Source organism: Nostoc sp. DSM 114167, assembly GCF_052692655.1.
Genome location: NZ_CP195116.1, coordinates 2,240,840 through 2,264,653 on the forward strand (window position 1 = coordinate 2,240,840; position 23,814 = coordinate 2,264,653).

The following is a 23,814-nucleotide window of genomic DNA, read 5'->3' on the forward strand; positions in this document are numbered from 1 at the left end:
TGGGCATTGGGCATGGGGCAGAAAGAGAATGACAAATGACTAATGACTAATGACTACAGATTTGAATTTCGTTCTTATCAGCGAAGATTTTTGCGATCGCTAACTACTAATCATGGTAAATGGGATATTCGTGAAGGTATTATCCTCCGGCTTACCGATGAATCAGGTAAAGTCGGCTGGGGAGAAATCGCCCCCATTAGCTGGTTCGGTTCCGAAACTCTAGAGGAAGCCTTAGATTTTTGTCGCCAACTCCCAGAAGAAATCACAGACGAGATAATTTTATCGATCCCAGATGAGTTACCTGCTTGTCAATTTGGCTTTGAGTCAGCATGGGAGTGGGAAAGTGAATTATTTTCAATGCCCAATGCCCCATGCCCAATGCCCCATGCCCAATCTTTCAGTGCCTTATTACCATCTGGGAAAGCGGCTTTAAATCAATGGGAAACTTTATGGCAGCAGGGATATCGCACATTTAAGTGGAAAATTGGTGTGGATGCGATCGCTGATGAACTAAAAATTTTTGAATCGCTGATACACACCTTACCAGCCTTTACCAAACTGCGATTAGATGCCAACGGTGGACTCAGCTATGAAGAAGCTAACTTATGGCTGCGGACTTGCGATAATCTCAAGGCAAATCCAGAACTACCCCTAGAAATTGAATTTATCGAACAACCGCTACCCGTTGAGCAATTTCAGCAAATGTTGGAATTGAGTACGAGTTATGAAACTGCGATCGCTTTAGATGAATCTGTCGCCACACTTGGACAACTCGCCGCCTGTTATCAACAAGGTTGGCGAGGGATTTTTGTCATCAAGCCTGGAATAGCGGGATCGCCATCTCGTCTGAGAAAATTTTGTCAACAGCATCAGATTGATACTGTATTTTCATCAGTATTTGAAACTGCGATCGCTAGACTTGCAGCACTCAAGCTAGCAGCCGAATTGTCTCCAAACAACAGAGCGATTGGTTTTGGCATCGACCATTTTTTTGAACAAGAAGAAACGTGGTTTCAAACTTTATGGAACGACCTTTAGACTATCTTAATAAGCTAGCTCAAAATGATTGGCTAATCGGTTATGATCGCCATCAATTTAATCAAATAGCTCAACAATTATATTTAGAATTAACACAACTATCAGCATCTGGAACACCACCAAAAATCATCTTAGCTGAACGCGAACCAGTACGATTTTTAGCAAGTTTTATTGCCGCTTGTGCAGCTAATTGTCCAGTTTTTCTTTGTAACCCAGACTGGGGAACACAAGAATGGCAACAAGTCTTTGATTTAGTACAGCCAGATATTATTTGGGGAATGGGGCATGGGGCATGGAACATAGGGAATGAGAATAATATCCAATGCCCAATTCCCAATAGCATCATGATTCCTACGGGTGGTTCATCAGGACAAATTAAATTTGCCATCCACACTTGGGAAACTCTCACAGCATCGATACAAGGATTTACAGAATACTTTCAACTAAAGCAAGTCAATTCATTTTGTGTGTTACCGCTATATCACGTTAGCGGTTTAATGCAATTTATGCGTTCTTTTACCACAGTAGGTAAACTAAATATTCAACCATTTAAAGCTGTAGAATCTAGTCAAATATTAAATATTAAACAATCAGAATTTTTCATATCTTTAGTACCCACTCAATTACAACGCCTCCTGCAAAATCCAGAATTAACTAAATGGCTATCCCAATTTAATACAGTACTTTTGGGAGGTGCGCCAGCATGGAACGAACTATTAGAAAAAGCCAGATTTCATCGCATTCGGTTAGCACCTACCTATGGGATGACAGAAACCGCCTCTCAAATTGCCACCCTTAAACCGGATGATTTTCTGAGTGGTAAAATTAGCAGTGGTCAAATTCTTCCCCATGCCAAAGTAACTATTCGCAATCAGCAAGGCGAGATTTTAAATTCTAATCAAATCGGAAATATCACTATTCAGGCTCAATCTTTAGCCCTTGGTTACTATCCAATAACCAGAGAAAATCAAACTGATTTCCAAGTAGATGATTTGGGCTTTTTAGACGAACAAGGATATTTAAATATTGTCGGACGTAACAGCGATAAAATTATTACAGGTGGCGAAAATATTTACCCAGCAGAGATTGAATCAGCTATACAAGCCACTCAAATGGTTGCTGATATTTGTGTAATTGGCATTCCAGATAAACACTGGGGACAAGCCTTAACAGCGATTTACATTCCCAATAAATCAGATACCTCTGCCTTAAAAATCCAAACCCTACTCAAAGACAAACTGAGTAGATTTAAAATCCCTAAATATTGGATTCCCCAGCAAAACTTACCCCGTAACTCCCAAGGTAAAATTAACCGCCAACAATTACAACAAATAGCCACAGAATTCCTTCAAAATCCCATCACATAATCTCCCTCGACCTTCTTCTCTCTGCGTCCTCAGCGTCTCTACGGTTCGTCTCCAACCACTGAACTATCTCATCAGATAATTCCTGTTTACTTCTACTAGTGGCATCAATACAAACATGGCGAGTAATAGCTTTAGCAACTACCACCTCAGCCACAGTAATCTCGTAACTAATTTCAAATTTATCACTACCTATTTTTTGGGGAATTAAACTAATCAGTAACTTGTCCCCACCAAACATAGGACGCATAAAATCGACACTAGCATGAACGATGGGGAAAGCTACAGAAGGATTAGTAAAAAAATCTTTGAGATTAATACTTGATGCTTCTAGAGATTCTTCATAAGCTTCATGGCAAATACTCAAAACGTTAGCAAAATAAACTACCCCAGCAGCATCAGTATCTTGAAAGCGAACCGTGCGGTTATAAGTAAAAGGCATTTTTGATAATTAAATTACGAATTACGAATTATGTTGACTCCAACGGCGGAACCTCGAAGTCATTAAACGAGGAAACATTGTAAGACGAAGCCTCTAAAGCCTTCACCAGCTTACCGTCAAGAGTCAGCAAAGCAGCACCTACCTGCTGTGAAAGTGCGACATAAGAGCCATCGTAGGCGGAGATTCCATAATTTAATGCGATCGCCACTGCATCCGCCATCAAATCAGCCGTAGACACAACACGCAAAGGGAAAGCTTTGAGACTAGCTAAATTCCCTTGAATCAAAGAAACATTGTAACGACTTGCACGAGCATACTTCCACAAAACGTTTGCACACTCAATGTAAAACAGGTCAGGTACAAAGATTTCTGTCTGGGGATAGGTAAGGTGAGCAAATAATTGATTAACCTTGGCTGTTAACGGATCGGGAATAAATTGCTTAACCGACACACTCGCATCCACAAGGCATCTAAAAGAAATTGTCATCTGTCCCGATCTTCTCTAATCATGGCAGTGCTGTCAGGCCATTCGATATCAGTTGGTAGCTGTTCACGGCGAAGACGAATTTCCTCTAAAAGTTTTGGGACATTTTTTCGCTTTTCGTCTTCCGTTTGCTGTGTTTTTACCTGCAAGGCATTCTGCAAGATTGTAATAACTTGAGCATCAACTGAGCTATTTTCAGCTTTAGCTAACTGTTGCAGCCGTTCGTATAACTCATCGGGAATATCTAGCGCATGAAGGCTAGCCATTGATTGACCTCCCAAAAGAATTTATTGGTAATGGTAACATGACGGCAGTAGAGGGCGATCGCCTTTGCTTTGTGGGTGCGATCGCTTTATTATCTCTACTACCCACCTGTTTCTTCATCTTTGTCTTCTGATTCCTCTGACAGAGATTTTAGTGATGTTTTTCGTAAAACCCAATCAAGATAAAGTACAAGAATCTGCATTTTCAGAAAGTTGTTGGCACTTTTGATATTGGCATCACTTAGCACCCATTTACAAAACTTTTCCAGCAGTATTCCAACAACAACTTCAACAGACTTATTTACAACCAAAGGGATTAGTGTTTCTAGCATTGCGATCGCCTCAGTAGCTTGACTGAGTACAATGTCGCAATTTTCTTTTGTAGTTATTTATCTGACTTACCTTGACTTAGCCTGACTTAAACTGATTTAACTCAACATTTTGATAAAAACTTTGGCTACACTGGCTTATAAGTAATTGTGAGAGTGGTCAATGTCTATACCAGAGGACTTTCTTAAGCAACTGGAGCAATACAGTGAATTGTCGCACCGAGAGAAAGAAGTCTTTCTGGAAATATTTGGTCGTAGTAAGAATCGAGTCCAGGTAGCTCAAGAATTAAACATTTCTGAAAGTAACCTCAGCACTTGCCTCACAGGTATTTACAAAAAATTTTGTATCGCTGGTAATGGCCCTGTTAAAGAAAGTCGCTTACGGGAGTATCTGAGCAAAAGATACTCACAGCAAAAACCCTCTGGTCATTTAACTACAGATGATATAGATGATTCTATTGATACTTTAGTGCAAGAAATCCGTAAACAAATCAAACCCTACATCAAAGAAAAGTGCGGAACTATGCGGGTATTAGATATGCCTAAGCCGATTAAGTTAACAGGCAAACAAGGTATTTACACAAATGTCAATATTTTGGAGGAAATAACAGGACGAAAACGACTTAAAATTGCGGAACTAATACAAGACTGTGGCCATGATAACTTTGATCGGATTGGACTTAGCCGGGTAAAACAGGAGCGAGTATCGGGATTGGAGGCTGTGGAACGTCATAGTAAGCTAATGGTATTAGGTAAACCAGGAGCAGGAAAAAGCACCTTTTTAAAATATTTAGCAATGCAGTGCATTGAGGGGAAGTTTCAAGCAAGCAGATTTCCCTTATTTATCACCTTAAAAGATTTTGCAGAAGCACATACAAAACTGGATATTTTGGAATTTAATGCTCAACAATTATCAAGCTATGGGGTAACTCATACCAGCATGACACTAGAGAATCTATTTAGACAGGGTAAGGTATTGGTATTGCTAGATGGCTTAGATGAAGTACGAGAAGAAGATACAAAGCGTGTTTTACGAGAGATTCGGGAATTTTCTGAGCATTTTCATACCAATCAGTTTGTAATTACCTGTCGTATTGCCGCTAAAGAGTACACTTTTGAAAGTTTCACAGAAGTAGAAATGGCAGATTTTGACGAAAAACAAATAGCCATTTTTGCTCAAAACTGGTTTCAGCTAGCCGATCCAGTTAAATGTAAAAGATTCATTAAAAAACTAAAGGAGAATAAACCAATCCAAGAACTAGCAAGTAGTCCTTTACTTCTGACATTATTGTGTTTGGTGTTTGGAGATAGTGGAGATTTCACAGCAAACCGTTCTGAACTTTATCAAGAAGGATTAGATGTATTACTGAAAAAATGGGATGCCAAACGCAACATTGAGAGAGAACAGGTCTATAAAAACCTGTCTTTGCGGCGTAAGGAAGACTTGCTGAGTCAAATAGGCTTCACTACGTTTGAGCAGAAAGACTATTTCTTTAAACAAAAAACAACCGAAGTATATATTGCTGATTTTATCCGTAACTTACGTGATACTGATACAGATCCAGAAGTCTTGAAACTCGATAGCGAAGCCATTTTAAAATCTATTGAAGCACAGCATGGGTTATTAGTAGAAAGGGCAAAGGGTATCTATTCATTTTCTCACTTAACGTTTCACGAATATTTTGCTGCAAGAGAAATAGTTGCCAACTCTGCCTATGAAACTTTGGTTGAACATCTCACAGAGAAACGCTGGCGGGAAGTTTTTTTGCTTACAACAGGAATGATGCGAAATGCCGATGATTTGATGCAGTTAATCAAGTCTGAAATTGATGGACTAATCAGGATGGATGAACAGTTACAACATTTAATGAGGTGGGTAGCTAAAAAATCTTCTTTAGCTAGAGTGCCATATCAGCCAGCAGAAGTTAGAGGTGTCTACTTACATTTGATGGATTATCTTATTCAGTGTAACTATTCAGACTTTGAAAGTCTTCCTCGTATTCTAGCCTTTGATCTAGCTCTTACTGGTGCTTCAGACGGCGATTTTTATAAAACTTGCGTTTCTGAAACTGGTGGAATAGGTACTCCTGGCTTGAGTTTTGAAGTTATTATATTTTTTGAATATAAAAAAATTTATGCAGTTAGACAAGGCTCAAATACCATCCTTCATAATCGCTTTGATTTAAATTTTGATCTTGCTCTAGAACGTAACCCAAGCCCTGAGTTACAAATTTTACTTGACAATCTCAAAAGCCAATTTCCATCTTCAAAAAACGACAGCGAAGCATTTAAGCACTGGTGGAAAACTGATGGTCAAGTTTGGAATGAACAGCTTAGAACTGTCATGATTGAGCATTGCAATATTGGACATGACTGGCAGATAAACGAAGCACAAAAAACACTACTTCAAGAGTATTTATATGCCAATAAGTTGCTAGTAGAGTGCCTAAATAGTGAATGTTATGTAAGCTGGGAAGTTAGGCAAGAAATTGAAAACACTTTGCTGTTACCAAATAAAAATTAAACATTTAATAGAAGTTGGATCAGACAGCTAAAAAAAGATAAATGAGCCAAAATATAGTTAAATTCAACCTGTGAAAAAAGATATTTGCGATCGCACTTTTACTTTTTCAGTTCGCATAGTTAAATTGTGCCAGTTTTTAGATGACAAACCAGGAGTAGCACGAACCCTTGCTCAACAGTTGTTAAGGTCAGGAACATCGATTGGAGCTAATGTAGAAGAAGCACAAGCTGCTCAAAGCAAAGCAGATTTTATCAGCAAGCTCATGATTGCACTAAAAGAATCTCGTGAAACTCGGTATTGGTTAAGGTTACTCATTGCTACCGAAATAGTACCTCAAGAAAGAATTAGTCAACTCCAAACCGAAGCCGAAGAACTAACCAAAATTCTTGGTGCCATAATTATCTCCACCAAAAGCACCACCTAACCTCATCCTCCTCAATTTTTAATTTTTAATTTTCAATTTTTAATTCCTCAACGGAGAGGGGGAGATTCGAACTCCCGGAGGTTTTAGCCTCATCCGATTTCAAGTCGGACGCAATCGACCACTCTGCCACCTCTCCAGTAAATCTGTCAAACTTGTGCTTAACCTACTTTCAGACGCTATTCAGGCGCTTTTGTTGGTTAGCACGAAAGCTGACAGATAATACTATACCTTATCATCTACGCAGATTGCACTACTGGATGCGATCGCTCGTACAAAATTTCCCCTTTAGCCACCTGAAAATCATTCCCCACCCAAACTAGGGAAACTTGCGAAACCACACCCGCCTCTAAGCAGACAATGGAAAAGTTACGCAACTTCTCGCCATCATTTTCCACAATCCTGGGGACACTAGCCGCATTTAAGTAAATTGTCCCCTCTGGACTTCTAAAGATGGGCTTGCGCTGCACCTTCTTGGTATGGCGTAAATCTCGGTGCATGTGACCAAATGTCACCAAAGGAATGGTTTTACCAGCAGTCAAGGCTTGAGAAATCGCCTCGCCTAAATCTGGGTCGCCAAAATCGCCGCCAATTGGGTGCCAGTCTTTGCCGCAGGGGTCTTCGGGGCGATCGCCTAACCCACTAGGCCCATTGTGACCCAAAAATATAATTGTCTCGTAAGCGGCGCTTTTAACAGCTTTCACGATGCGATCGGCGGATTCTTCCAAACTCGTCACACCGTAACGTTCTTTACAGATTTCCGCGAATTTCCACTCTGGGCCACCCCAAGTAAAAGGACGACCCCCCACTACAGTTAAATTCCAAGCGGGAAAATCCAGCTTACCGTAACCGACATGGGACGAACCTAATAAATCGAGTTGTTCCTGTACCCAGTCTTCCTTAGAGCGGTCATAAGGAGCCTTTTTGCGTCCCCATTCGGTGGCGGTGTACCAGGCATCGTGGTTGCCCATTACGGCTGCTTTGGGAATATCGAGAGATGCGATCGCTCTGACCACTTCCACCGACTCATTGCCAAAATCCCCAACAAACAGCACTAAGTCAACACCCAAATGCTTGAGTGCAACGCCATCTTCCACTTCCCATTGGTCGTGAATATCTCCAACTACAGCAATTTTGAGGTTTATCGATTGAGTTTTTTGACTGGTCATGCCACTTTCCTTGCCGTCTATCTCCAGGATATGAAACTCAGCCCAATTTGGACACAACCCCAAAAGATCAACCGTCCACTATTTTTGGTAAAAACTACTATAATTGAATCCACAGGACATACATTTGCAACATAAAGCACCCCTAAACTGTGTTTACCACTGCACTAGCTCAACGAGAAAACACCCAACTGGGTGAATTACCACTAGATTTGTTTGCCGCGATTCAGAGTCTCAAAAAAGAACTCAACGCCGTTATCCTGGCGCATTATTATCAAGAGCCAGATATTCAGGATATTGCAGACTTTATTGGGGATTCATTACAACTAGCAAAAGCCGCAGAAAAAACTAATGCGGATGTAATTGTCTTTGCTGGCGTTCACTTCATGGCAGAAACAGCAAAGATACTTAATCCCGATAAATTAGTACTTTTACCAGATTTGAATGCTGGTTGTTCTTTAGCAGACAGTTGTCCAGCAGACGAATTCGCAGCTTTTAAAGCAGCGCATCCCAATCATCTGGTTGTGTCTTACATCAACTGCTCTGCTGATATCAAGGCGATGAGCGATATTATTTGTACTAGTTCCAATGCTGTGAAAATTGTCCAGCAGATACCGAAAGAACAGCCGATTATTTTTGCCCCAGATCGCAATTTAGGGCGGTATGTAATGGAACAGACAGGACGAGATTTGGTGCTATGGCAAGGTAGCTGTGTTGTCCATGAAACCTTTTCAGAAAAGAAAATTGTCCAGTTAAAAATTGCTCACCCAGAAGCAGAGGCGATCGCACACCCAGAATGTGAAAGTAGTGTATTGCGCCACGCCAGTTTTATTGGCTCCACAGCCGCCTTACTCAAGTATTGTCAAAACAGCCCCACCAAAGAATTTATCGTTGCGACAGAGCCGGGAATCATTCACCAAATGCAAAAATTAGCTCCTGACAAGCATTTTATTCCTGCACCACCGATGAATAACTGTGCTTGTAACGAATGTCCCTTTATGCGGTTAAACACCCTAGAAAAGCTCTACTGGGCAATGAAAAATCGTACTCCCGAAATTACCATGTCAGAGGATATTCGGCTGGCTGCACTGCGACCAATGCAACGAATGCTGGAGATGAGCGTGTAACCAGTATTTTTTATCTAGATGGTAGAGACGCAGTTTTATTGCGATCTCTACCCACAAGTTATTTTTTCCAGTCACTTGCAATTTCTAAAACATAGTGCTAAGATTTTAAATCGTGAGACAAATCGGGTCGGTGTCCGAGTGGTTAATGGAGACGGACTGTAAATCCGTTGGCTAGCGCCTACGCTGGTTCAAATCCAGCCCGGCCCACCACTTACGAAGTTATAAGTTATAATGACTGGGTTAAGAGCAAAGCTCCCAGCATTGTAACTTAAAACTAAAAAACCCAAATTATATTTTGCCCGTGTGGCTCAGTGGTAGAGCACACCCTTGGTAAGGGTGAGGTCACGAGTTCAATCCTCGTCACGGGCTTTTTAAATTGATAAAACAATCAACGTAAAAGCAAGGGTTTCAGGCTTTTGAAGGAATTAAAATGCTGAAAAGCTAATTATCTTACTTGTATTTGTAACTATTTTGACTATGATTTTGACTATCAGGTTAGAATTTGGGGTATCCAGCTTGTTTTTTTGGCTATGATTTTGTAGGCTCAGTATAAGCCACAGAAACATTTATCCTACGATTCAGCAATGCCCTTTTTTCACTCTCTCCTCTAAAGTCCTTGGATCTGATTACGAATTTCATTATCAATCTGTGATTCCTGAATTACCGAAAAGTCATCCGAATCGTCATGTAATCCGTGAGAAGCGATAAATTTACTCCCATCTTCTACTTCAAACAGTAATCCAATTTCATTTGCAATATCTGCGTATAGTGCGCTGCTATAGCTTCTTTTTAAAATAGTTATATTTGATATACGCTGCCCTACAAACCTAGCCCAAAAGTTATTACTGTATACTGCATCTGTCGCATCTACTGGATAAAGCTCATTATCTTCTTCAGCTAGTTCTTCACTTATTTCAGCAGCCTCGTTTTTCTCAACCCAGATAGTAACTGAGTTTTTTGATGGTTGACTTCCATATCCAATAACTAGCCCTGAGTCAAAGCTCATAATAAGACAGCCGGCTGTCAGTGAAAAAACTTCTTTTGCTTCAATGCCGTATTCCAGAACCGCCCTATCAGGTGGCTGCCAACTATATCTAGTCAAATTCAGTATCGCAAGTCCCTTAAGAGAGTCTAAAACCTCACTCCGATTAGATGGAATATCTGATGTATATAAAAAAGTTTTCATTGATTTAGTTTTTTTGAGTAAACTCAATAAGTTTCAATTTTCCTCATGGATTGTTAACTGTCCTTCTACTTTTCCATAAGCTTTCTTCACCCAATACCCTCTAGGTGGCTTTTCTATCCCATAAGCCTTACACCACTTTTCTACAGCCTTATCAGACACGCCAAAATCTCTGCCAATTTGTGCTGTTGGCTTTTCCCAAACTAGTTTTTCTAGTTCTTCTTTAGATGGCCTTTCAACTTTTCTAGTGTGAATTCTAGAATCTGGGTTAACCTTTCTAGTTGTTAAATCAACGCCAAACTCCTTGTAGGTTCGCTTAGATGCTACTTCAGTTAAGTCTGTAAAATCTTCCCACCAATAAAAAGGATTGGGTGATTTAGGTGGCGTTGTTCTGATACCGCAACCGCCAAACGTGATTGATGGATATACTACTTTGTTTATATCTGGCAAATAAAGACCATAGAAATCAAAGTCATTAGATTTATATTTTTTCTCATGACAACCATTCTTGTCTGCCCAATTGCTTTTATTTTTCAATGTGCCATCACAACTGTACTTAGCTTGAATTCTGTAACATTTGCCATCTTTGTAGGCAATCAAATCAAAGGGTGCATGTTCAGTTACTACTGGTACAAAAACCGAATATTCTTTCTCGACTAAATCTGCTATTACTTTAGCAGCTGCTAGATCGCCCTTATCTTTTGTGTGGTGCATTTATATGAACTCTCAAGCCTATTTGGTAAATTACCATGAAAAGGCTTTTTTAGGGTTCGTATTAAGTTAAAACGAGCGCGGCAGGGTTCGAACCTGCGACCAACGGATTAGAAATCCGTGGCTCTATCCACTGAGCTACGCGCCCAAAACAAAATTATGGCTCCCAAAGGAGTCATCTAAACCATTATATCGTCTTCGCGTACCAAGAAGCAATCGAAAATTGCAGATTTACCACTAGCAAGGCTAAGATGCTAGTCGCTAGTTAGTGCAATCTACACCGAAAACGAAACAGATGGGGTATTGGTTTAGATATATTGTGTTGTCAAGGGGTTATTTGCCCGTTAGCGCTAACGTCCTCTGGGCGGCTACCTTCGGGAAGAATCTGGCGATCGCGAGGCTCATTCCTACAGTATGCTAGGTAATTTCAGCCTTGGCGATACTGCCAAATGCCATTATATATTCCATATTAAGAGTGCCCCTGTGAGGAGTTATTTGCTAGTGCCATGTTTATTCTCAAACGGCAGGATGTTGAAATATCAAGCATTCAGCACCCAAAAAAGGATCAGCAGGTGCCGATCCTCAGTTATCAAGGGCAGACTTTTCGCTTGATTAGCGTATTCAAAGCTAGTCAAGAGGAAGAAGCTAGAGCCTTATGGAGAGAATTAACGGATAACCGAGGTAAAGCCTGTGTTTTGCTGGAGGAACCGGAACGCTTTAGTGTTTGGGGTAAAATCCGTTTAGAGCAACTAGATAGTGACACAGGTAATCATGGCAAAACGGCGATTTTAATCCAAGCCGGTATTTTGCTGTTGCAGGGTGTTTCTATCGACATTGAAGAGTTTTTAGGTGCTAGACAAGCTGCATTATTTGAAAAAGATATTGCGGAGGTGTTCAAGCAAAAACAATTTCCCCAAGCATCTTCCTTAGAAGCAGTGAAATATCTGGTATCTACTAATCCTTTGCCAACAGCCAAAATACCTGATTGGCAAGAAAATCATGTAGTTATCCTGTTACAAGAACTGCATCGATTAGGAAAGGCCTATTTTGGCAATGCTAATTTTACCAAACAAGTAATTTATAAGCTAGAAGATATGCCAGAAGCCGAGCGATCGCTGTTTATCACTTGGCTAAATCAATCGCCACTGGGTAAACTATGGCAGTAGCATGGAAATTTTTTCACAAAAATCCTGCCACTGGCACTTGCTTTTGGTGTCCGATTGTGTATTACCTGATAGACACACTGCTAGATATACAGTCCTTTAACTCAAAATACTGCCAGAGTGCATCTACATAGTCAAGTCCTATGAGTAACTCTTACGAGAATTCGTTCCTTTCTAAATCAATTTTCACTACTCAGAACATTGTCTTAGCTAATATTGGCTGGGCCGTACTGGCACTGCTATACTTTTTGTTATTTAGTGCCAAAGTTCCTGGAGCCGATGGCATAGAAAGCCGAGCTGAGTGGTATGTGATTGGCACAAATATTTTTGAAGCTTTAGCTTATTTGGGTGCCAGTATCTTATGCTTGAGGAACTGGCTGAGTCCGCAAATCGTCAGTGGCCGGAATGTTTGGCTCTTAATTGGGCTAGGTATGCTTTCTTATTTCGTTGGAGGGATAATTTTCGGCTATACCGAAATAGTTTTAAAAGATGAACCGGATGTGTCTGTGGGCGATATATTTTTTGTACTGACTTATCTATTACTTGGCGCAGGCATGATTTTAGCTGTGGCTTCCAGGCGAATCAATCTGGAAAAATGGCAGTGGCTAATTGTATTAGCAATTGCAGTGTTCGGTAGTTTATTGGCATGGTGGATTTCTATGCAACAAGAAACACCCTCAGAACTGCTAGTCGCTATTTTGAATTGGTTTTACGTAGTTAGCGATGTAGTTTTGTTAATTATTGCTACCACTCTGCTACTAGCCTTTTGGGGGGGAAGAGTTTCCCAGTCTTGGCGAATGATTGCAGCGGCGGCCTTTTCGCTCTACATTGCAGATATGTGGTTTAAATATGCCCAAGGCCCCAATTATCAAAGTGGAGAAATATTAGAAGTGTTTTGGGTGTTTAGTGGAGTGTTATTTGGTATGGGCGCTGCCTTAGAATATGACGCATCACTAAGACGAACGCGGCGTACCAGCGGACGTAAACGAGCTTAGTAAGGATTTTTGGTATCTACCGTGAGAAAACTAACAGACTCTGACAAGCAAGAAATTCTGAAGTTATATCGAGAGACTGCTGAAACAACCTCAACTTTGGCAGACCGCTATGGTGTGAGTAATTCGACAATTAGTCGCCTGCTCAAAAGCACTTTGCCAGAAGATGAGTATGAATACTTAGTCTCCTTAAAGCGGGCTGCGAGAACTCCTGAAGGAAGGGCACAGGTTAGCTACGAGCAGTTACCACTGCTGAGTCAACCAGAACCAGAGCCGGAGATAGAAGTTCCAGCCAGCGAAAGCCAACCCTTGGAAGTGCCAAAGGTTGAGCCACTACCACGTAAGATAATTCGTGTAGAGCAGGAACTTAACTCAGAGGAAACGGCGGAGTCAATTGCTGCTAGCAGACGGGTGCGGCGACGCCCCTCGGCTGCGGAAAAACCGAAACTCCGAGTCACAGCAGATAAATTAGAAACTCCAGAGCCAAAGCCGCCGGAAATAGTCAGCATCCCCATCCCACCGCTAAAGAATGAACATCCAGGAGCGGCTGTTATCGCGCATATGCTGGGCGAAGATTTGCTCGACGAATCCGAAGACTTGGATGATTTAGATGATGATGATTTAGAGGATGACGACTTTGAGGAAGAAGACTTTGATGATGATGACCTGGATGAGCAAAGACCTTTAGTTACAAGAAGAAGACCAGGTGAAGCATCAGTTGAAGTTTTACCACTGTCGATAGCCAATTTGCCCAAAACTTGCTATTTGGTAATTGACCGTTCCTCAGAATTAATTACGCGACCTCTGAAGGACTTTGGTGATTTGGGACAAATTCCCAGCCTGGAAACCCAGCAAAGAACTCTGCCGGTGTTTGATAACCATCGCGTCGCCAAGCGTTTTTCTACTAAACGCGATCGCGTGATTAAAGTTCCTGATAGTAAAATGCTCCATAAAGCTCGGACTCATTTGCAAGCTAAGGGCATCACACGACTGCTGATTGATGGTCAGGTCTATTCTTTGTCTACGGTTTAGGAGTTAGGAGTTAGGAGTTAAGAGTTTCATAATTCTTAACTTTTAACTTTTAACTCCTAACTCTAACTGTAAACAGCCCTAGCAAAACGTTCTGCCAAGTAAATAATGTCCTGTCTGCGAGCAATTTGATTTATCCATTTTTGAGGAATATTTTCCACGCCGTAGTAAATTCCCGCTAACCCACCGGTGACGGCGGCAGTGGTATCGGTATCTCCGCCTAAATTCACAGCTTTCAATACTGCCTCAGAATAAGACGAGCTATTTAACAAACACCACAGGGATGACTCCAAGGTATCAATCACATAGCCACCAAAATTAATCTCTTCCACTGGTATCTTGGCAATCTCACCACTTAAAACTCTGCCAAAATGCGGCTTCTCTAATAAAAATTCTCGGACAGAATAAATTGTTTGGATATCTTGCAGTCCTTGTAAATAAGCTGTTTGCAGGTCAGCCCCTTCTAAAAGCGGCACTGCAATACTAATATAAATGCCGCAGGCCATTTGAGAACGGAGATGACCGTGGGTAATGGAAGAAACTTGATGCACCCGCGCAATCAATTCATCCAGAGTTAAACTTTTGTGACAATAAGCCATCGGCAAGATTCTCATCAACGAACCATTGCCATTACTATTTTCACTACTACCACCGGCTTTTAAGGGTGGAGTTCCTTGTTTTCAGTTGACAATTGCTAAAAATGTGGTGTTACCAATATCAAATACTTCGCCTTGAGGAGTCCAGTAACTTTCGTGATACCAGCGCCAGAAGGAATTAGCAATCGTATCCAGTGAAAATCCCTCACAAAGACATTCTGCCAAACAAAAGGTCAGCGAACTGTCATCAGACCACGTACCAGCAGGAACATCCCAAGTTCCATAACCCAGCATAGACGTGACTGGAGATTTTACTCGTTCAGCGCGGCTGGTGAACTCCACTGGCACACCCAAGGCATCACCAACACATAAACCCATCAAACCAGACAATGTTTTTGCAGTGGTTAGCATTGTTCAACCAGCATGAAACTTTTCTACCACTGATTTTACTTGCGAAAAGCCACCGATCAAACGCTTGGAATAATTTATAATTCCAAACTAGCTGTAAACAGCCCTAGCAAAACGCTCTGCCAAGTAAATAATGTCCTGTCTACGAGCAATTTGGTTTATCCATTTTTGAGGAATATTTTCCACGCCGTAGTAAATTCCCGCTAATCCACCAGTGACAGCAGCAGTAGTATCTGTATCTCCGCCTAAATTCACAGCTTTCAGTACTGCTTCAGAATAAGACGAGCTATTTAACAAACACCACAGGGATGACTCCAAGGTATCAATCACATAGCCACCAGAATTAATCTCTTCCACTGGTATCTTGGCAATCTCACCACTTAAAACTCTGCCAAAATGTGGCTTTTCTAACAAAAATTCTCGGACAGAATAAATTGTTTGGATATCTTGTAATCCTTGTAAATAACCTGTTTGCAGGTCAGCCCCTTCCAAAAGCGCCACCGCAATACTAATATAAATGCCACAGGCCATTTGCGATCGCGCATGAGCATGGGTAATTGCGGAAACATCATGCACTCGCGCCAGTAATTCCCCTAAAGTCAAACTTCTGTGACAATAAGCCATCGGCAAGATTCTCATCAACGAACCATTGCCATTACTATTTTCAACCTTACCGCCCGCTTGATGGGGAACAACTCCCTGCTTCAGGCGCATAATTGCTGTGTGGGTAGTTTGACCAATATCAAAGACATCGCCACGGGGAGTCCAATAAGCCTCCTTATACCAGCGCCAGAAGGAATTAGCTATTGCATCCAAAGAATACCCTCTACAAAGGCATTCTGCCAAGCAAAAGCTTAAGGAACTGTCATCTGACCAAGTTCCTGGTGGTTGATTCCATGTGCCATAACCCAACATCGTTGTCACTGGAGATTTTACTCGTTCAGCACGGCTAGTAAACTCCACTGGTACACCCAACGCATCACCGACACATAAACCCATCAAACCAGACAACGTTTTTGCAGCGGTTAGCATTATTCAATCTCCACGAAAATTGCTCAAAATTAACTTTATAGATTCCCTCTATAGCTTGTTGCAACAGATGTTACAGCCTACTTCATCATCTGTGAAAAGCTCGGCAAAAATTATTAATCGGGTATTTTATTTACCATACCCATACTTCATTTTAGTTCCAAATATTGTGACAGTTTTAAAAGCGTCTGTTGGGGGAACAAACAGCCTGAATGGAAAGACATTGAGATGTAATTATAACAGCTTATTTATCAATTTAAAGGATAGTTATTCTCTAAGCGTTATACATTAACAACAACAATTTTTTCATACAAGTTGGGAATCATTTGGAACATTATCACTTTATTTTCGACCTGGAATATACAAGTAAAAAATACAAAATTTGGTAAAAATTATGAAACGCTTACTCAAGTCTTTCGTGACAATTTCTGCATTGTCTTCCTTAATAGTTGCTCCTTTTGTTCTATCAGCTGGTCAAGCTTCTGCTGAAACTAAAAAGGGTACTGATGCTAGCTATGTTGGTGCTGGTGTTGCAGCTGGCGTTACCAGTGGCGGACAAGGTATCAACGATGATGCCACATTTGGTGGTAATGTTACAGGTCGCGTGAAATTAGGAACTACGCCATTTTCTGCACGCGGTAATGTCCTCTGGAGTGATAAAACAAGTGCCATTATCCCAGAAGTTTCTGTGGATGTGCCTATCGCTAATAGAACTAATGCCTATTTAACTGGTGGTTATTCTTTTGTAGAGAAAGATGGCTCACCAACTCCTATAGGTAACAAAGATTCAGTAGTGGTAGGTGCTGGTGTTGAATCAGAAGTTGCTAATAACTTCCTCGTCTATACTAATGCCAAAGTAGGACTTGGTGCTTACCAAAATAGCGATGCTTCTGCTGTTAGCATCAATGGTGGTATTGGTTATCGTTTCAAATAAAAGATTATTGAGTCCTCAGTCAGTTTATACTTTACTTAGTACTTAGGACTCAGCACTTCTTCACTCACTACTCCAAAAAGCTGGTTTTGTTAAGTATTACATCACTGACAAAGCCAGCTTTTGCCGTGATAAAATTAAAATATTCCTCATTATTCCGGCCGGATTACCGGGGATAAACTAGCTGAAAGGTGCTGATTCGGCGTCTACTAATGCTTTATTGAGAATACTATACAAGTCTAATGGTTAAATCTGCTCCTTCCCCCATCGCAACCCGTAAGCCTTCCAAAGTAGAAGGGATCAAGGAAAATAGTAATTTTTTGCGCGAACCTGTAGCAACTGAGATTCTTCAAGACACTACCCATTTTACTGAAAATGCGGTACAGCTTTTGAAGTATCACGGTTCTTATCAGCAGGATAACCGCGACAACCGCACCAAGGGACAGGAAAAAGATTACCAGTTTATGCTGCGGACAAAAAATCCGGGTGGTTTAGTACCGCCGCAGCTGTATTTGGCTTTAGATAAAATAGCTGATGAGTATGGCAACCACACATTACGAGCAACTACCCGTCAAGGTTTCCAACTGCACGGAATTTTAAAGAAGAATCTTAAATCAGCAATTGCCACCATTGTCAACAACCTGGGTTCGACTTTGGGAGCTTGCGGCGACATCAACCGCAACGTGATGGCACCACCAGCGCCCTTCAAGAATCGCCCAGAGTACCAGTATGCTTGGGAGTATGCCCAGAATATTGCTGACTTGCTAACAGCACAGACAGGCGCTTATTACGAAATTTGGTTAGATGGGGAAAAAGCAATTAGTGCTGAAGAAGCTCCAGAGGTAAAGGCAGCCCGACAGCGCAATGGCAATGGCACAATTATCCATGACAACGAAGAACCGATTTATGGCACTTACTATATGCCCCGCAAGTTTAAAATTTGCGTGACAGTGCCAGGGGATAATTCGATTGATTTGTATTCTCAAGACCTGACGTTGGTAGTGATTACCAATAAGAAGAAGCAATTAGAAGGATTTAATATTTTTGCTGGTGGTGGTTTAGGTAGAACCCACGGTAAAGAAGAAACTTTCGCTAGGTTAGCAGACCCCATCGGTTATGTGGCGAAGGATGATGTTTACGACATAGTAAAAGCGATTGTTGCGACCCAGAGAGATTATGGCGATCGCACCGACCGTCGTCATGCCAGATTAAAATATTTAATCAACGACTGGGGCCTAGATAAATTCCGCACTCAAGTTGAAGAATATTTCGGTAAATCAATTGAAGCCTTCAAACCACTGCCAGAGTTTAAATTTCACGACTTCCTCGGCTGGAATGAACAAGGTGATGGCAAGCTATTTTTAGGAATTTCCATTGACAATGGTCGAATCAAGGATGAAGGTTCGTTTCAACTAAAAACCGCTTTGCGAGAAATTGTCGAGCAGTTCAACTTACCCATCCGTCTTACACCCAACCACAATCTGATTTTTTACGATATCGAACCAGATAGCAAGCAAGCTATTCAAGACATTCTCAGCCGTCACGGTATCGTAGACGACCCCAGTCAAATCGAACCTTTAGTGCGGTATGCAATGGCTTGTCCAGCTTTACCCACTTGCGGCTTGGCAATCACAGAATCAGAACGGGCAATACCGGGTATTTTGGAAAGAGTTCGCGCCCTTTTGGATAAAGTTGGTTTACAAAAAGAACATTTTGTGGTAAGGATGACAGGATGCCCCAATGGTTGCGCTCGTCCCTACTTAGCAGAATTGGGCTTTGTCGGTAGCGCTCCAGAATCTTACCAATTATGGTTGGGGGGTTCGCCAAATCAAACTCGACTGGCACAACCTTACATAGAAAAGCTGCACCATAATGACTTGGAAACCTTCTTAGAGCCGATTTTTGTTTACTTTAAGAAATCTCGGAAATCGAAGGAAAAATTTGGTGATTTTTGCGATCGCGTTGGTTTTGATGCCATCCGCGAATTTGCTGCTAGCTACGAACCGCAAACAGCTAATGGTGCAAACAAATCGCGCCATCGAGTCAATTTGAAAGAAGAGGTTTATGGCAAGCTGAAAGAAGTAGCAGAAAGTCAAGGTAAGCCGATGACTCAGTTAGTTACTGAAGCGCTAGAGGCTTACTTCCAGAATCTTTCGTAAGCTGAATAAATAATTAAACCATGAATGGACACAGATGGACTTATCTGTGTCCATATTTGATTTGATATTCTTAAAATTCCCAAATCTCATGTCTCAACTGCAAAGAATTGCGATCGCACCTTCTCAATTCCAACAAGGGCAAATTTTACTCACCAAAGAACAGCAGCATTATTTGGGGCGTGTGTTGCGCTTGCGTGAAGGCGATCGCTTTATTGCAATGGATGGTAAAGGAAAATGGTGGTTGGCGCAGCTAGCAGGGGAACAAGCAGAGGTTTTAGAATCGCTTTTGGTAGAAACAGAATTACCTGTATCAATTACGCTGATGGTGGCGTTGCCCAAAGGCAATGGATTTGATGAAGTGGTGCGGTGTTGTACAGAGTTGGGAGTAACTTGTATTGCACCAGTATTAAGCGATCGCACTTTACTTCATCCTAGTCCTCAAAAGCTCGAACGTTGGCGGCGCATCGCAGCCGAAGCCGCCGAACAATCAGAGCGCTCATTCGTGCCGACAATTTTAGAGCCTGTTGCTTTTAATACAGGTTTGTCATTAATCATCGATCGTCTGTCATTTGCAAACAGTCAGCAATATATCTGTGTGGCGCGTGGTGAGTTTCCCCATTTAAAAGATTGCTTACACCACAAAAGACAAATACTTCTCTACGAGAGGCTGCGCCAACGGCTTCGCTCAGTACAAGTGACAAATGACAATGGACAAATGACAAATGACACAGGACAAGAAACAATTGTTATTGCTACTGGCCCAGAAGGAGGATGGACAACACAAGAAATTGAAAATGCGATCGCAGTTGGATTTCAACCTGTTTCCCTTGGTCGCCGCATCCTGAGAGCAGTTACAGCTCCAGTAGTAGCATTATCCTTGATTACCGCAAGTTGTGAAGTATAAATGATTTATAGCTCACGTAAAATCTTTTTTGCGTGAGACATCACTCCAGCGTGTATTTAAAGTAAGTGATGATTGAGCAAGTTGCGATCGCCTTTGAGCATAAAGACTATCAGACAGCAGCTAAATTACTCAAACAGCTGCAAAAAGAATCACCCGAAAATCCTTGGGTACAATATTATCTCGGTCGGCTAAATGAAGTATCTCAAAAGCGCCAAGATGCAGAAAAAATTTATCGGCAACTGCTGCGAGATACAAGGAATGCCAAAATAGTAACGCTCGCACGTGAAGGTTTGCGACGGCTACAAGAAATTGAACTAGAACAAAGACAAAGAGCTATTTCCCAAGCAAAATCTGAACCAAATAACACTGAACTTGGCGTACTAGTTTTAGAGCCACTCAGTACCGAGATGAAAACAGAAGCATCTCGAAAATTTGCTCAGATTATGCAGCTAGACCCCTATACTGCAAGGCTGGTACTGCCAAGTCGTGGCTGGAGATTGTACCGCACTGGTCAAGTAGGAGAACTAAAATTTTATGGGAAACAGCTACAGCAGGCTGGTATTCCTTGCTTTTGGGCAACAATAGCGCAAATTCAGCAAATTCAAGTTTATCAAGTCAAACATTTCCAAACATCTACCCCACAAGCTACTGTTGTTTGCCGAAACGAAGTCAATCAACTTGGTTCTCTCACTTTTGACTGGTCAGAAGTCACAGCAAGAGTAGTAGGACTTTTGCCCATTTTTGAACAAGTTGTAGATGTTGATGCCCGCCGTAAACTGGAATGGAAAACTCAAACACAAGACTATGCTCAGTTTTGTGATTTACACATACCTGGTAGACGTTCCATTCTCCGACTTTATGATAACGGCTATGAATTTCAACAAGGGTTAAAAATTATTCCTCAAGCTAGCCAAAATACAATCAGAATTAATTGGAATACTTTATCAAGTTGGATTGACCAGCAACTACCTCAAGTCAAAATCTGGTCAGATTTCACGTCTTTTGCAGATACAACATTAGATCAAACAGAAATATTGAGTCATATCAAGTCTCACATCGAGCTGTTTCGTAGGGAACAGACTAATTGGGATTCAGCTTTTCATTTGTATAGTGGTCTGGTGTTTGTTAAATAATTCATTCATAATTCGTAACTCGTAATTCGTAATTAAGTTACTTATTACCTACTTTAAAAAGTAAGTTCACAAATCAAATAGGAGTGTTCTATGAATATAGTAAGTGCTAAAAACCAACAGCTAGGGGGTTTGTACGTTCAATCGCCTCAAGGAGAGCAACTAGTTTTTCCACTCAAGCATACAGAAGTTCTAGCAAAAATTGCAGGTAACTTGTCACGAGTTGATGTCATCCAAAGCTTTGAAAATCCCTTCACGCAGCCTTTAGAAGCAGTCTATATCTTTCCGTTACCTGATGAGGCAGCTGTGGATGACATGGAAATCAAAATAGGCGATCGCATTATCAAAGGTAATATTAAAAAACGTGAAGAAGCACAACAAATCTATGAAAAGGCCAAACAAGAAGGACGCACCGCCGGACTTTTAGAACAGGAACGAGACAACATTTTTACCCAATCTCTAGCTAACATCAAACCTGGCGAACAAATTGATGTCACAATTCGTTACACCGAAAGTTTAAAATTTGAGGCGGGAAACTACGAATTTGTTTTCCCGATGGTAGTAGGGCCAAGATATATTCCCGGAACGCCAATAGATGGTAGCGGGGACACAGACAGGGTTCCTGATGCTTCCCGCATTACACCGCCTGTAGTCTTAGAAGGAACGCGCTCGCGTCACAATATTAATGTCACAGTAGAAATTGATGCGGGTTTACCAATTTCTGAAGTACGTTCTCCTTCCCATCAATTAAAAATTGAACACTCAGGTCAAATTGTACGGATTCAATTAGCTGGAGAAGATACAATTCCCAACAAAGATTTAATTCTCCACTATCAAGTTTCTGGTAAAGAAACTCAATCTACAGTATTAACCCAAGCCGACGATCGCGGCGGACATTTTGCCATATATCTGATTCCAGCTTTGGAATATTCTACTGATGAAATTGTCCCCAAAGATGTCGTATTTTTGGTGGATACTTCCGGTTCCCAATCTGGCGATCCGTTGCAAAAGTGTCAGGAGTTAATGCGGCGATTTATCAATGGGTTAAATCCCAACGATACTTTCACAATTATCGATTTTTCCGATAGAGTCAGGCAGTTATCGCCAACACCTCTGCCGAATACACTAGAAAATCGTGCCAAAGCGATCGCTTACATTAACAATTTACAAGCTGATGGCAGTACAGAAATGCTCAGTGGCATTCGTACAGCCATAAATTTCCCTACACCAATCGGAAGATTACGCAGCGTTGTACTCTTAACTGATGGCTATATCGGCAACGAAAATGAGATTTTAGCAGAAGTACAACAGCACCTCCAACCAGCAAATCGCCTTTATAGTTTCGGTGCTGGTAGTTCAGTTAACCGTTTTTTACTAAATCGCATTGCCGAAATTGGCCGAGGAATATCTCGGATTATTCGTCACGATGAACCCACAGAAGAAGTAGCCGAAAAGTTTTACAGGCAAATCAACAACCCCGTACTCACAAATATTCAAATTTCTTGGCATGGTGACACAGAGTCGCCTGTCATTTACCCAAAGGTAGCGCCTGATTTATTTTGCGAACAACCATTAGTTTTGTTTGGTCGCAAACATGATAGAACTAGCGGAAATCTGCAAATTTCCGGTATTGCTGCGGGCGGTAAGCACTATGAAAAAACGTTTAACCTCAAATTTGAAGAAACAGGAAATCTTGCTGTAGCGCAGTTGTGGGGACGCGCTTGCATCAAAGATTTGATGAATCAAATGGTGAGCTTTGAAACTAAAGCTGGTGTAGAAGCAGTTACAGAAACAGCCTTAACTTATCAACTGCTTTCTCAATACACCGCTTTTGTGGCTGTCAGCGATGACGTGCGGGTTGAACCAGGAAGCGAATATCTGTCTATGCAAGTTCCGGTAGAAATGCCTGAAGCAGTTAGTTACCAAGGAGTGTTTGGCAATGCTCCGGCTGGTGGTTTTGCACCTCAAATGAAATTCTCAACGTTATCAGCGCCAGCTTCAGCAGAAGCTCCAGATTTTCTTCGGCAAAAGCGATCGCCACAATCCCCAGCAGCCAAAGAAGTCGAGATATCTTTGAGCTTTGATTTCGAGGAGATGGCACAAGATGAAATTTTAGACGCAGCCATCAACCATCAGTTAGAGGTCATCAGCATCACTGGCTTGGATAATACAGAAATTGCTAATCTAACTCGACACCTTCAGCAACTAAACCTTCCTTCAAGCTTCAGTGGTGAAATCGTCTTTGAATTCACCGTCAAGAAAGGTCGGGTAAAACGGGTAGTTTTGGATGAAGAAACCTCCACCCTAAAAGATCCAGTTGTAGTGGAGAAAATTAAGCGATCGCTCTTACTTTGGAGAGTTCCCTCATCTACAACTGGCAAAGTTATCTTAACCTTGCATCTTCACACTTAATCTATAGAG

22 protein-coding genes, 4 tRNA genes and 1 pseudogene are annotated in these 23,814 nt (G+C 41.4%); 15 read left to right on the forward strand and 12 right to left on the reverse strand.

All coding sequences use genetic code 11. The annotated features are described in order from the left end of the window. Positions 1-42 precede the first annotated feature (42 nt). On the forward strand, positions 43-1,038 hold the full coding sequence (locus NSTC731_RS09590; RefSeq protein ID WP_445630609.1) for an o-succinylbenzoate synthase: 996 nt from the start codon (positions 43-45) through the stop codon (positions 1,036-1,038). After that, complete coding sequence (locus NSTC731_RS09595) at positions 1,023-2,405, forward strand: 2-succinylbenzoate--CoA ligase (RefSeq protein ID WP_445630610.1); 1,383 nt, start codon at positions 1,023-1,025, stop codon at positions 2,403-2,405. Before NSTC731_RS09590 ends, NSTC731_RS09595 begins: the two co-directional genes overlap by 16 nt. On the opposite strand, the gene NSTC731_RS09600 is transcribed toward NSTC731_RS09595, so the two are convergent. From NSTC731_RS09600 to NSTC731_RS09620, 5 genes are read right to left on the reverse strand one after another with little or no spacing between them, the layout of a single operon-like run. Beyond that, positions 2,398-2,844, reverse strand: coding sequence for an acyl-CoA thioesterase (locus NSTC731_RS09600; protein WP_445630611.1), 447 nt, complete (start codon positions 2,842-2,844; stop codon positions 2,398-2,400). The genes NSTC731_RS09595 and NSTC731_RS09600 overlap by 8 nt on opposite strands. A 28-nt stretch (positions 2,845-2,872) precedes the next feature. After that, the gene (locus NSTC731_RS09605) at positions 2,873-3,331 is read right to left on the reverse strand and encodes a type II toxin-antitoxin system VapC family toxin (RefSeq protein WP_445630612.1); all 459 of its coding nucleotides are present in this window, start codon (positions 3,329-3,331) and stop codon (positions 2,873-2,875) included. Further along, entirely contained in the window at positions 3,328-3,594 is a 267-nt protein-coding gene (locus NSTC731_RS09610; RefSeq protein ID WP_445630613.1) for a hypothetical protein, read from the reverse strand. Before NSTC731_RS09610 ends, NSTC731_RS09605 begins: the two co-directional genes overlap by 4 nt. Then, a complete protein-coding gene (locus NSTC731_RS09615; protein WP_445630614.1) occupies positions 3,587-3,712 on the reverse strand; it encodes a hypothetical protein in 126 nt (41 codons plus the stop codon). The genes NSTC731_RS09610 and NSTC731_RS09615 overlap by 8 nt, the downstream gene beginning before the upstream one ends. Next, a complete protein-coding gene (locus NSTC731_RS09620; protein WP_445630615.1) occupies positions 3,693-3,923 on the reverse strand; it encodes a hypothetical protein in 231 nt (76 codons plus the stop codon). The genes NSTC731_RS09615 and NSTC731_RS09620 overlap by 20 nt, the downstream gene beginning before the upstream one ends. A gap of 160 nt (positions 3,924-4,083) precedes the next feature. Here NSTC731_RS09620 and NSTC731_RS09625 point away from each other — a divergent pair, with 160 nt between their 5' ends. Then, positions 4,084-6,444, forward strand: coding sequence for an NACHT C-terminal helical domain 2-containing protein (locus NSTC731_RS09625; protein WP_445630616.1), 2,361 nt, complete (start codon positions 4,084-4,086; stop codon positions 6,442-6,444). 70 nt (positions 6,445-6,514) lie between these two features. Next, positions 6,515-6,868 (forward strand): four helix bundle protein, encoded by a 354-nt coding sequence (locus NSTC731_RS09630; protein ID WP_445630617.1) that lies wholly within the window; start codon positions 6,515-6,517, stop codon positions 6,866-6,868. A 51-nt stretch (positions 6,869-6,919) separates the two neighbouring features. Here NSTC731_RS09630 and NSTC731_RS09635 read toward each other — a convergent pair. Further along, positions 6,920-7,004 (reverse strand) — tRNA-Ser (locus tag NSTC731_RS09635). Positions 7,005-7,104: 100 nt separating this feature from the next. Next, positions 7,105-8,034: a TIGR04168 family protein gene (locus tag NSTC731_RS09640; protein ID WP_445630618.1), complete on the reverse strand. Its 930-nt coding sequence runs from the start codon at positions 8,032-8,034 to the stop codon at positions 7,105-7,107. 149 nt (positions 8,035-8,183) lie between these two features. Between NSTC731_RS09640 and nadA the strand changes: the two genes are divergently transcribed. The 3 genes from nadA (at position 8,184) to NSTC731_RS09655 (ending at position 9,527) form a co-directional block, all read left to right on the forward strand. Further along, positions 8,184-9,158 carry a quinolinate synthase NadA gene (gene nadA / locus NSTC731_RS09645; protein ID WP_445630619.1) on the forward strand — a complete coding sequence of 325 codons (975 nt, stop codon included), beginning with the start codon at positions 8,184-8,186 and terminating at the stop codon, positions 9,156-9,158. 124 nt (positions 9,159-9,282) lie between these two features. Then, positions 9,283-9,368 (forward strand) — tRNA-Tyr (locus NSTC731_RS09650). 87 nt (positions 9,369-9,455) lie between these two features. Beyond that, positions 9,456-9,527 (forward strand) — tRNA-Thr (locus tag NSTC731_RS09655). Positions 9,528-9,765: 238 nt separating this feature from the next. Here NSTC731_RS09655 and NSTC731_RS09660 read toward each other — a convergent pair. The 3 genes from NSTC731_RS09660 to NSTC731_RS09670 all read right to left on the reverse strand — a co-directional run bounded on the left by NSTC731_RS09660 (position 9,766) and on the right by NSTC731_RS09670 (position 11,200). After that, entirely contained in the window at positions 9,766-10,371 is a 606-nt protein-coding gene (locus NSTC731_RS09660; RefSeq protein ID WP_445630620.1) for a hypothetical protein, read from the reverse strand. Between the two features lie 6 nt (positions 10,372-10,377). Next, the gene (locus NSTC731_RS09665) at positions 10,378-11,055 is read right to left on the reverse strand and encodes a group I intron-associated PD-(D/E)XK endonuclease (protein ID WP_445630621.1); all 678 of its coding nucleotides are present in this window, start codon (positions 11,053-11,055) and stop codon (positions 10,378-10,380) included. Between the two features lie 72 nt (positions 11,056-11,127). After that, positions 11,128-11,200: transfer RNA gene (locus tag NSTC731_RS09670), tRNA-Arg, on the reverse strand. Between the two features lie 358 nt (positions 11,201-11,558). Here NSTC731_RS09670 and NSTC731_RS09675 point away from each other — a divergent pair. The 3 genes from NSTC731_RS09675 (at position 11,559) to NSTC731_RS09685 (ending at position 14,239) form a co-directional block, all read left to right on the forward strand. Continuing rightward, positions 11,559-12,218: an Npun_F0813 family protein gene (locus tag NSTC731_RS09675; RefSeq protein WP_322669652.1), complete on the forward strand. Its 660-nt coding sequence runs from the start codon at positions 11,559-11,561 to the stop codon at positions 12,216-12,218. A gap of 140 nt (positions 12,219-12,358) precedes the next feature. Next, a complete protein-coding gene (locus NSTC731_RS09680; RefSeq protein WP_322669653.1) occupies positions 12,359-13,210 on the forward strand; it encodes a hypothetical protein in 852 nt (283 codons plus the stop codon). A 21-nt stretch (positions 13,211-13,231) separates the two neighbouring features. Beyond that, a complete protein-coding gene (locus NSTC731_RS09685) occupies positions 13,232-14,239 on the forward strand; it encodes a transposase (protein ID WP_445630622.1) in 1,008 nt (335 codons plus the stop codon). Positions 14,240-14,301: 62 nt separating this feature from the next. Here NSTC731_RS09685 and NSTC731_RS09690 read toward each other — a convergent pair. Both NSTC731_RS09690 and NSTC731_RS09695 read right to left on the reverse strand, forming a co-directional pair. Next, positions 14,302-15,243, reverse strand: a pseudogene (locus NSTC731_RS09690) (ADP-ribosylglycohydrolase family protein). A gap of 87 nt (positions 15,244-15,330) precedes the next feature. Next, the gene (locus NSTC731_RS09695) at positions 15,331-16,272 is read right to left on the reverse strand and encodes an ADP-ribosylglycohydrolase family protein (RefSeq protein WP_445630623.1); all 942 of its coding nucleotides are present in this window, start codon (positions 16,270-16,272) and stop codon (positions 15,331-15,333) included. Positions 16,273-16,663: 391 nt separating this feature from the next. On the opposite strand from NSTC731_RS09695, the gene NSTC731_RS09700 reads away from it, so the two are divergent. From NSTC731_RS09700 to NSTC731_RS09720, 5 genes are all read left to right on the forward strand, one after another. Continuing rightward, positions 16,664-17,203, forward strand: coding sequence for a hypothetical protein (locus tag NSTC731_RS09700; protein ID WP_445630624.1), 540 nt, complete (start codon positions 16,664-16,666; stop codon positions 17,201-17,203). Between the two features lie 239 nt (positions 17,204-17,442). Beyond that, positions 17,443-19,359 (forward strand): sulfite reductase, ferredoxin dependent, encoded by a 1,917-nt coding sequence (sir, locus tag NSTC731_RS09705; protein WP_445630625.1) that lies wholly within the window; start codon positions 17,443-17,445, stop codon positions 19,357-19,359. 88 nt (positions 19,360-19,447) lie between these two features. Further along, the gene (locus NSTC731_RS09710; RefSeq protein ID WP_445630626.1) at positions 19,448-20,263 is read left to right on the forward strand and encodes a 16S rRNA (uracil(1498)-N(3))-methyltransferase; all 816 of its coding nucleotides are present in this window, start codon (positions 19,448-19,450) and stop codon (positions 20,261-20,263) included. Between the two features lie 68 nt (positions 20,264-20,331). Next, positions 20,332-21,396, forward strand: a complete 1,065-nt coding sequence (locus NSTC731_RS09715) for a tetratricopeptide repeat protein (RefSeq protein WP_445630627.1) — start codon at positions 20,332-20,334, stop codon at positions 21,394-21,396. Positions 21,397-21,486: 90 nt separating this feature from the next. Beyond that, a complete protein-coding gene (locus tag NSTC731_RS09720; RefSeq protein ID WP_445630628.1) occupies positions 21,487-23,805 on the forward strand; it encodes a VIT domain-containing protein in 2,319 nt (772 codons plus the stop codon). Positions 23,806-23,814: the final 9 nt, after the last annotated feature.

Bases quoted from the DNA above. Each gene is read 5' to 3' on its own strand.
- NSTC731_RS09665 (WP_445630621.1), bottom strand. From the start codon at position 11,055: ATGCACCACACAAAAGATAAGGGCGATCTAGCAGCTGCTAAAGTAATA.
- sir (WP_445630625.1), top strand. From the start codon at position 17,443: ATGGTTAAATCTGCTCCTTCCCCCATCGCAACCCGTAAGCCTTCCAAA.
- NSTC731_RS09675 (WP_322669652.1), top strand. From the start codon at position 11,559: ATGTTTATTCTCAAACGGCAGGATGTTGAAATATCAAGCATTCAGCAC.
- NSTC731_RS09710 (WP_445630626.1), top strand. From the start codon at position 19,448: ATGTCTCAACTGCAAAGAATTGCGATCGCACCTTCTCAATTCCAACAA.
- NSTC731_RS09605 (WP_445630612.1), bottom strand. From the start codon at position 3,331: ATGACAATTTCTTTTAGATGCCTTGTGGATGCGAGTGTGTCGGTTAAG.
- NSTC731_RS09610 (WP_445630613.1), bottom strand. From the start codon at position 3,594: ATGGCTAGCCTTCATGCGCTAGATATTCCCGATGAGTTATACGAACGG.
- NSTC731_RS09640 (WP_445630618.1), bottom strand. From the start codon at position 8,034: ATGACCAGTCAAAAAACTCAATCGATAAACCTCAAAATTGCTGTAGTT.
- NSTC731_RS09695 (WP_445630623.1), bottom strand. From the start codon at position 16,272: ATGCTAACCGCTGCAAAAACGTTGTCTGGTTTGATGGGTTTATGTGTC.
- NSTC731_RS09600 (WP_445630611.1), bottom strand. From the start codon at position 2,844: ATGCCTTTTACTTATAACCGCACGGTTCGCTTTCAAGATACTGATGCT.
- NSTC731_RS09615 (WP_445630614.1), bottom strand. From the start codon at position 3,712: ATGAAGAAACAGGTGGGTAGTAGAGATAATAAAGCGATCGCACCCACA.
- NSTC731_RS09720 (WP_445630628.1), top strand. From the start codon at position 21,487: ATGAATATAGTAAGTGCTAAAAACCAACAGCTAGGGGGTTTGTACGTT.
- NSTC731_RS09680 (WP_322669653.1), top strand. From the start codon at position 12,359: ATGAGTAACTCTTACGAGAATTCGTTCCTTTCTAAATCAATTTTCACT.
- NSTC731_RS09620 (WP_445630615.1), bottom strand. From the start codon at position 3,923: ATGCTAGAAACACTAATCCCTTTGGTTGTAAATAAGTCTGTTGAAGTT.
- NSTC731_RS09700 (WP_445630624.1), top strand. From the start codon at position 16,664: ATGAAACGCTTACTCAAGTCTTTCGTGACAATTTCTGCATTGTCTTCC.
- NSTC731_RS09715 (WP_445630627.1), top strand. From the start codon at position 20,332: ATGATTGAGCAAGTTGCGATCGCCTTTGAGCATAAAGACTATCAGACA.
- NSTC731_RS09595 (WP_445630610.1), top strand. From the start codon at position 1,023: ATGGAACGACCTTTAGACTATCTTAATAAGCTAGCTCAAAATGATTGG.
- NSTC731_RS09625 (WP_445630616.1), top strand. From the start codon at position 4,084: ATGTCTATACCAGAGGACTTTCTTAAGCAACTGGAGCAATACAGTGAA.
- NSTC731_RS09590 (WP_445630609.1), top strand. From the start codon at position 43: ATGACTAATGACTACAGATTTGAATTTCGTTCTTATCAGCGAAGATTT.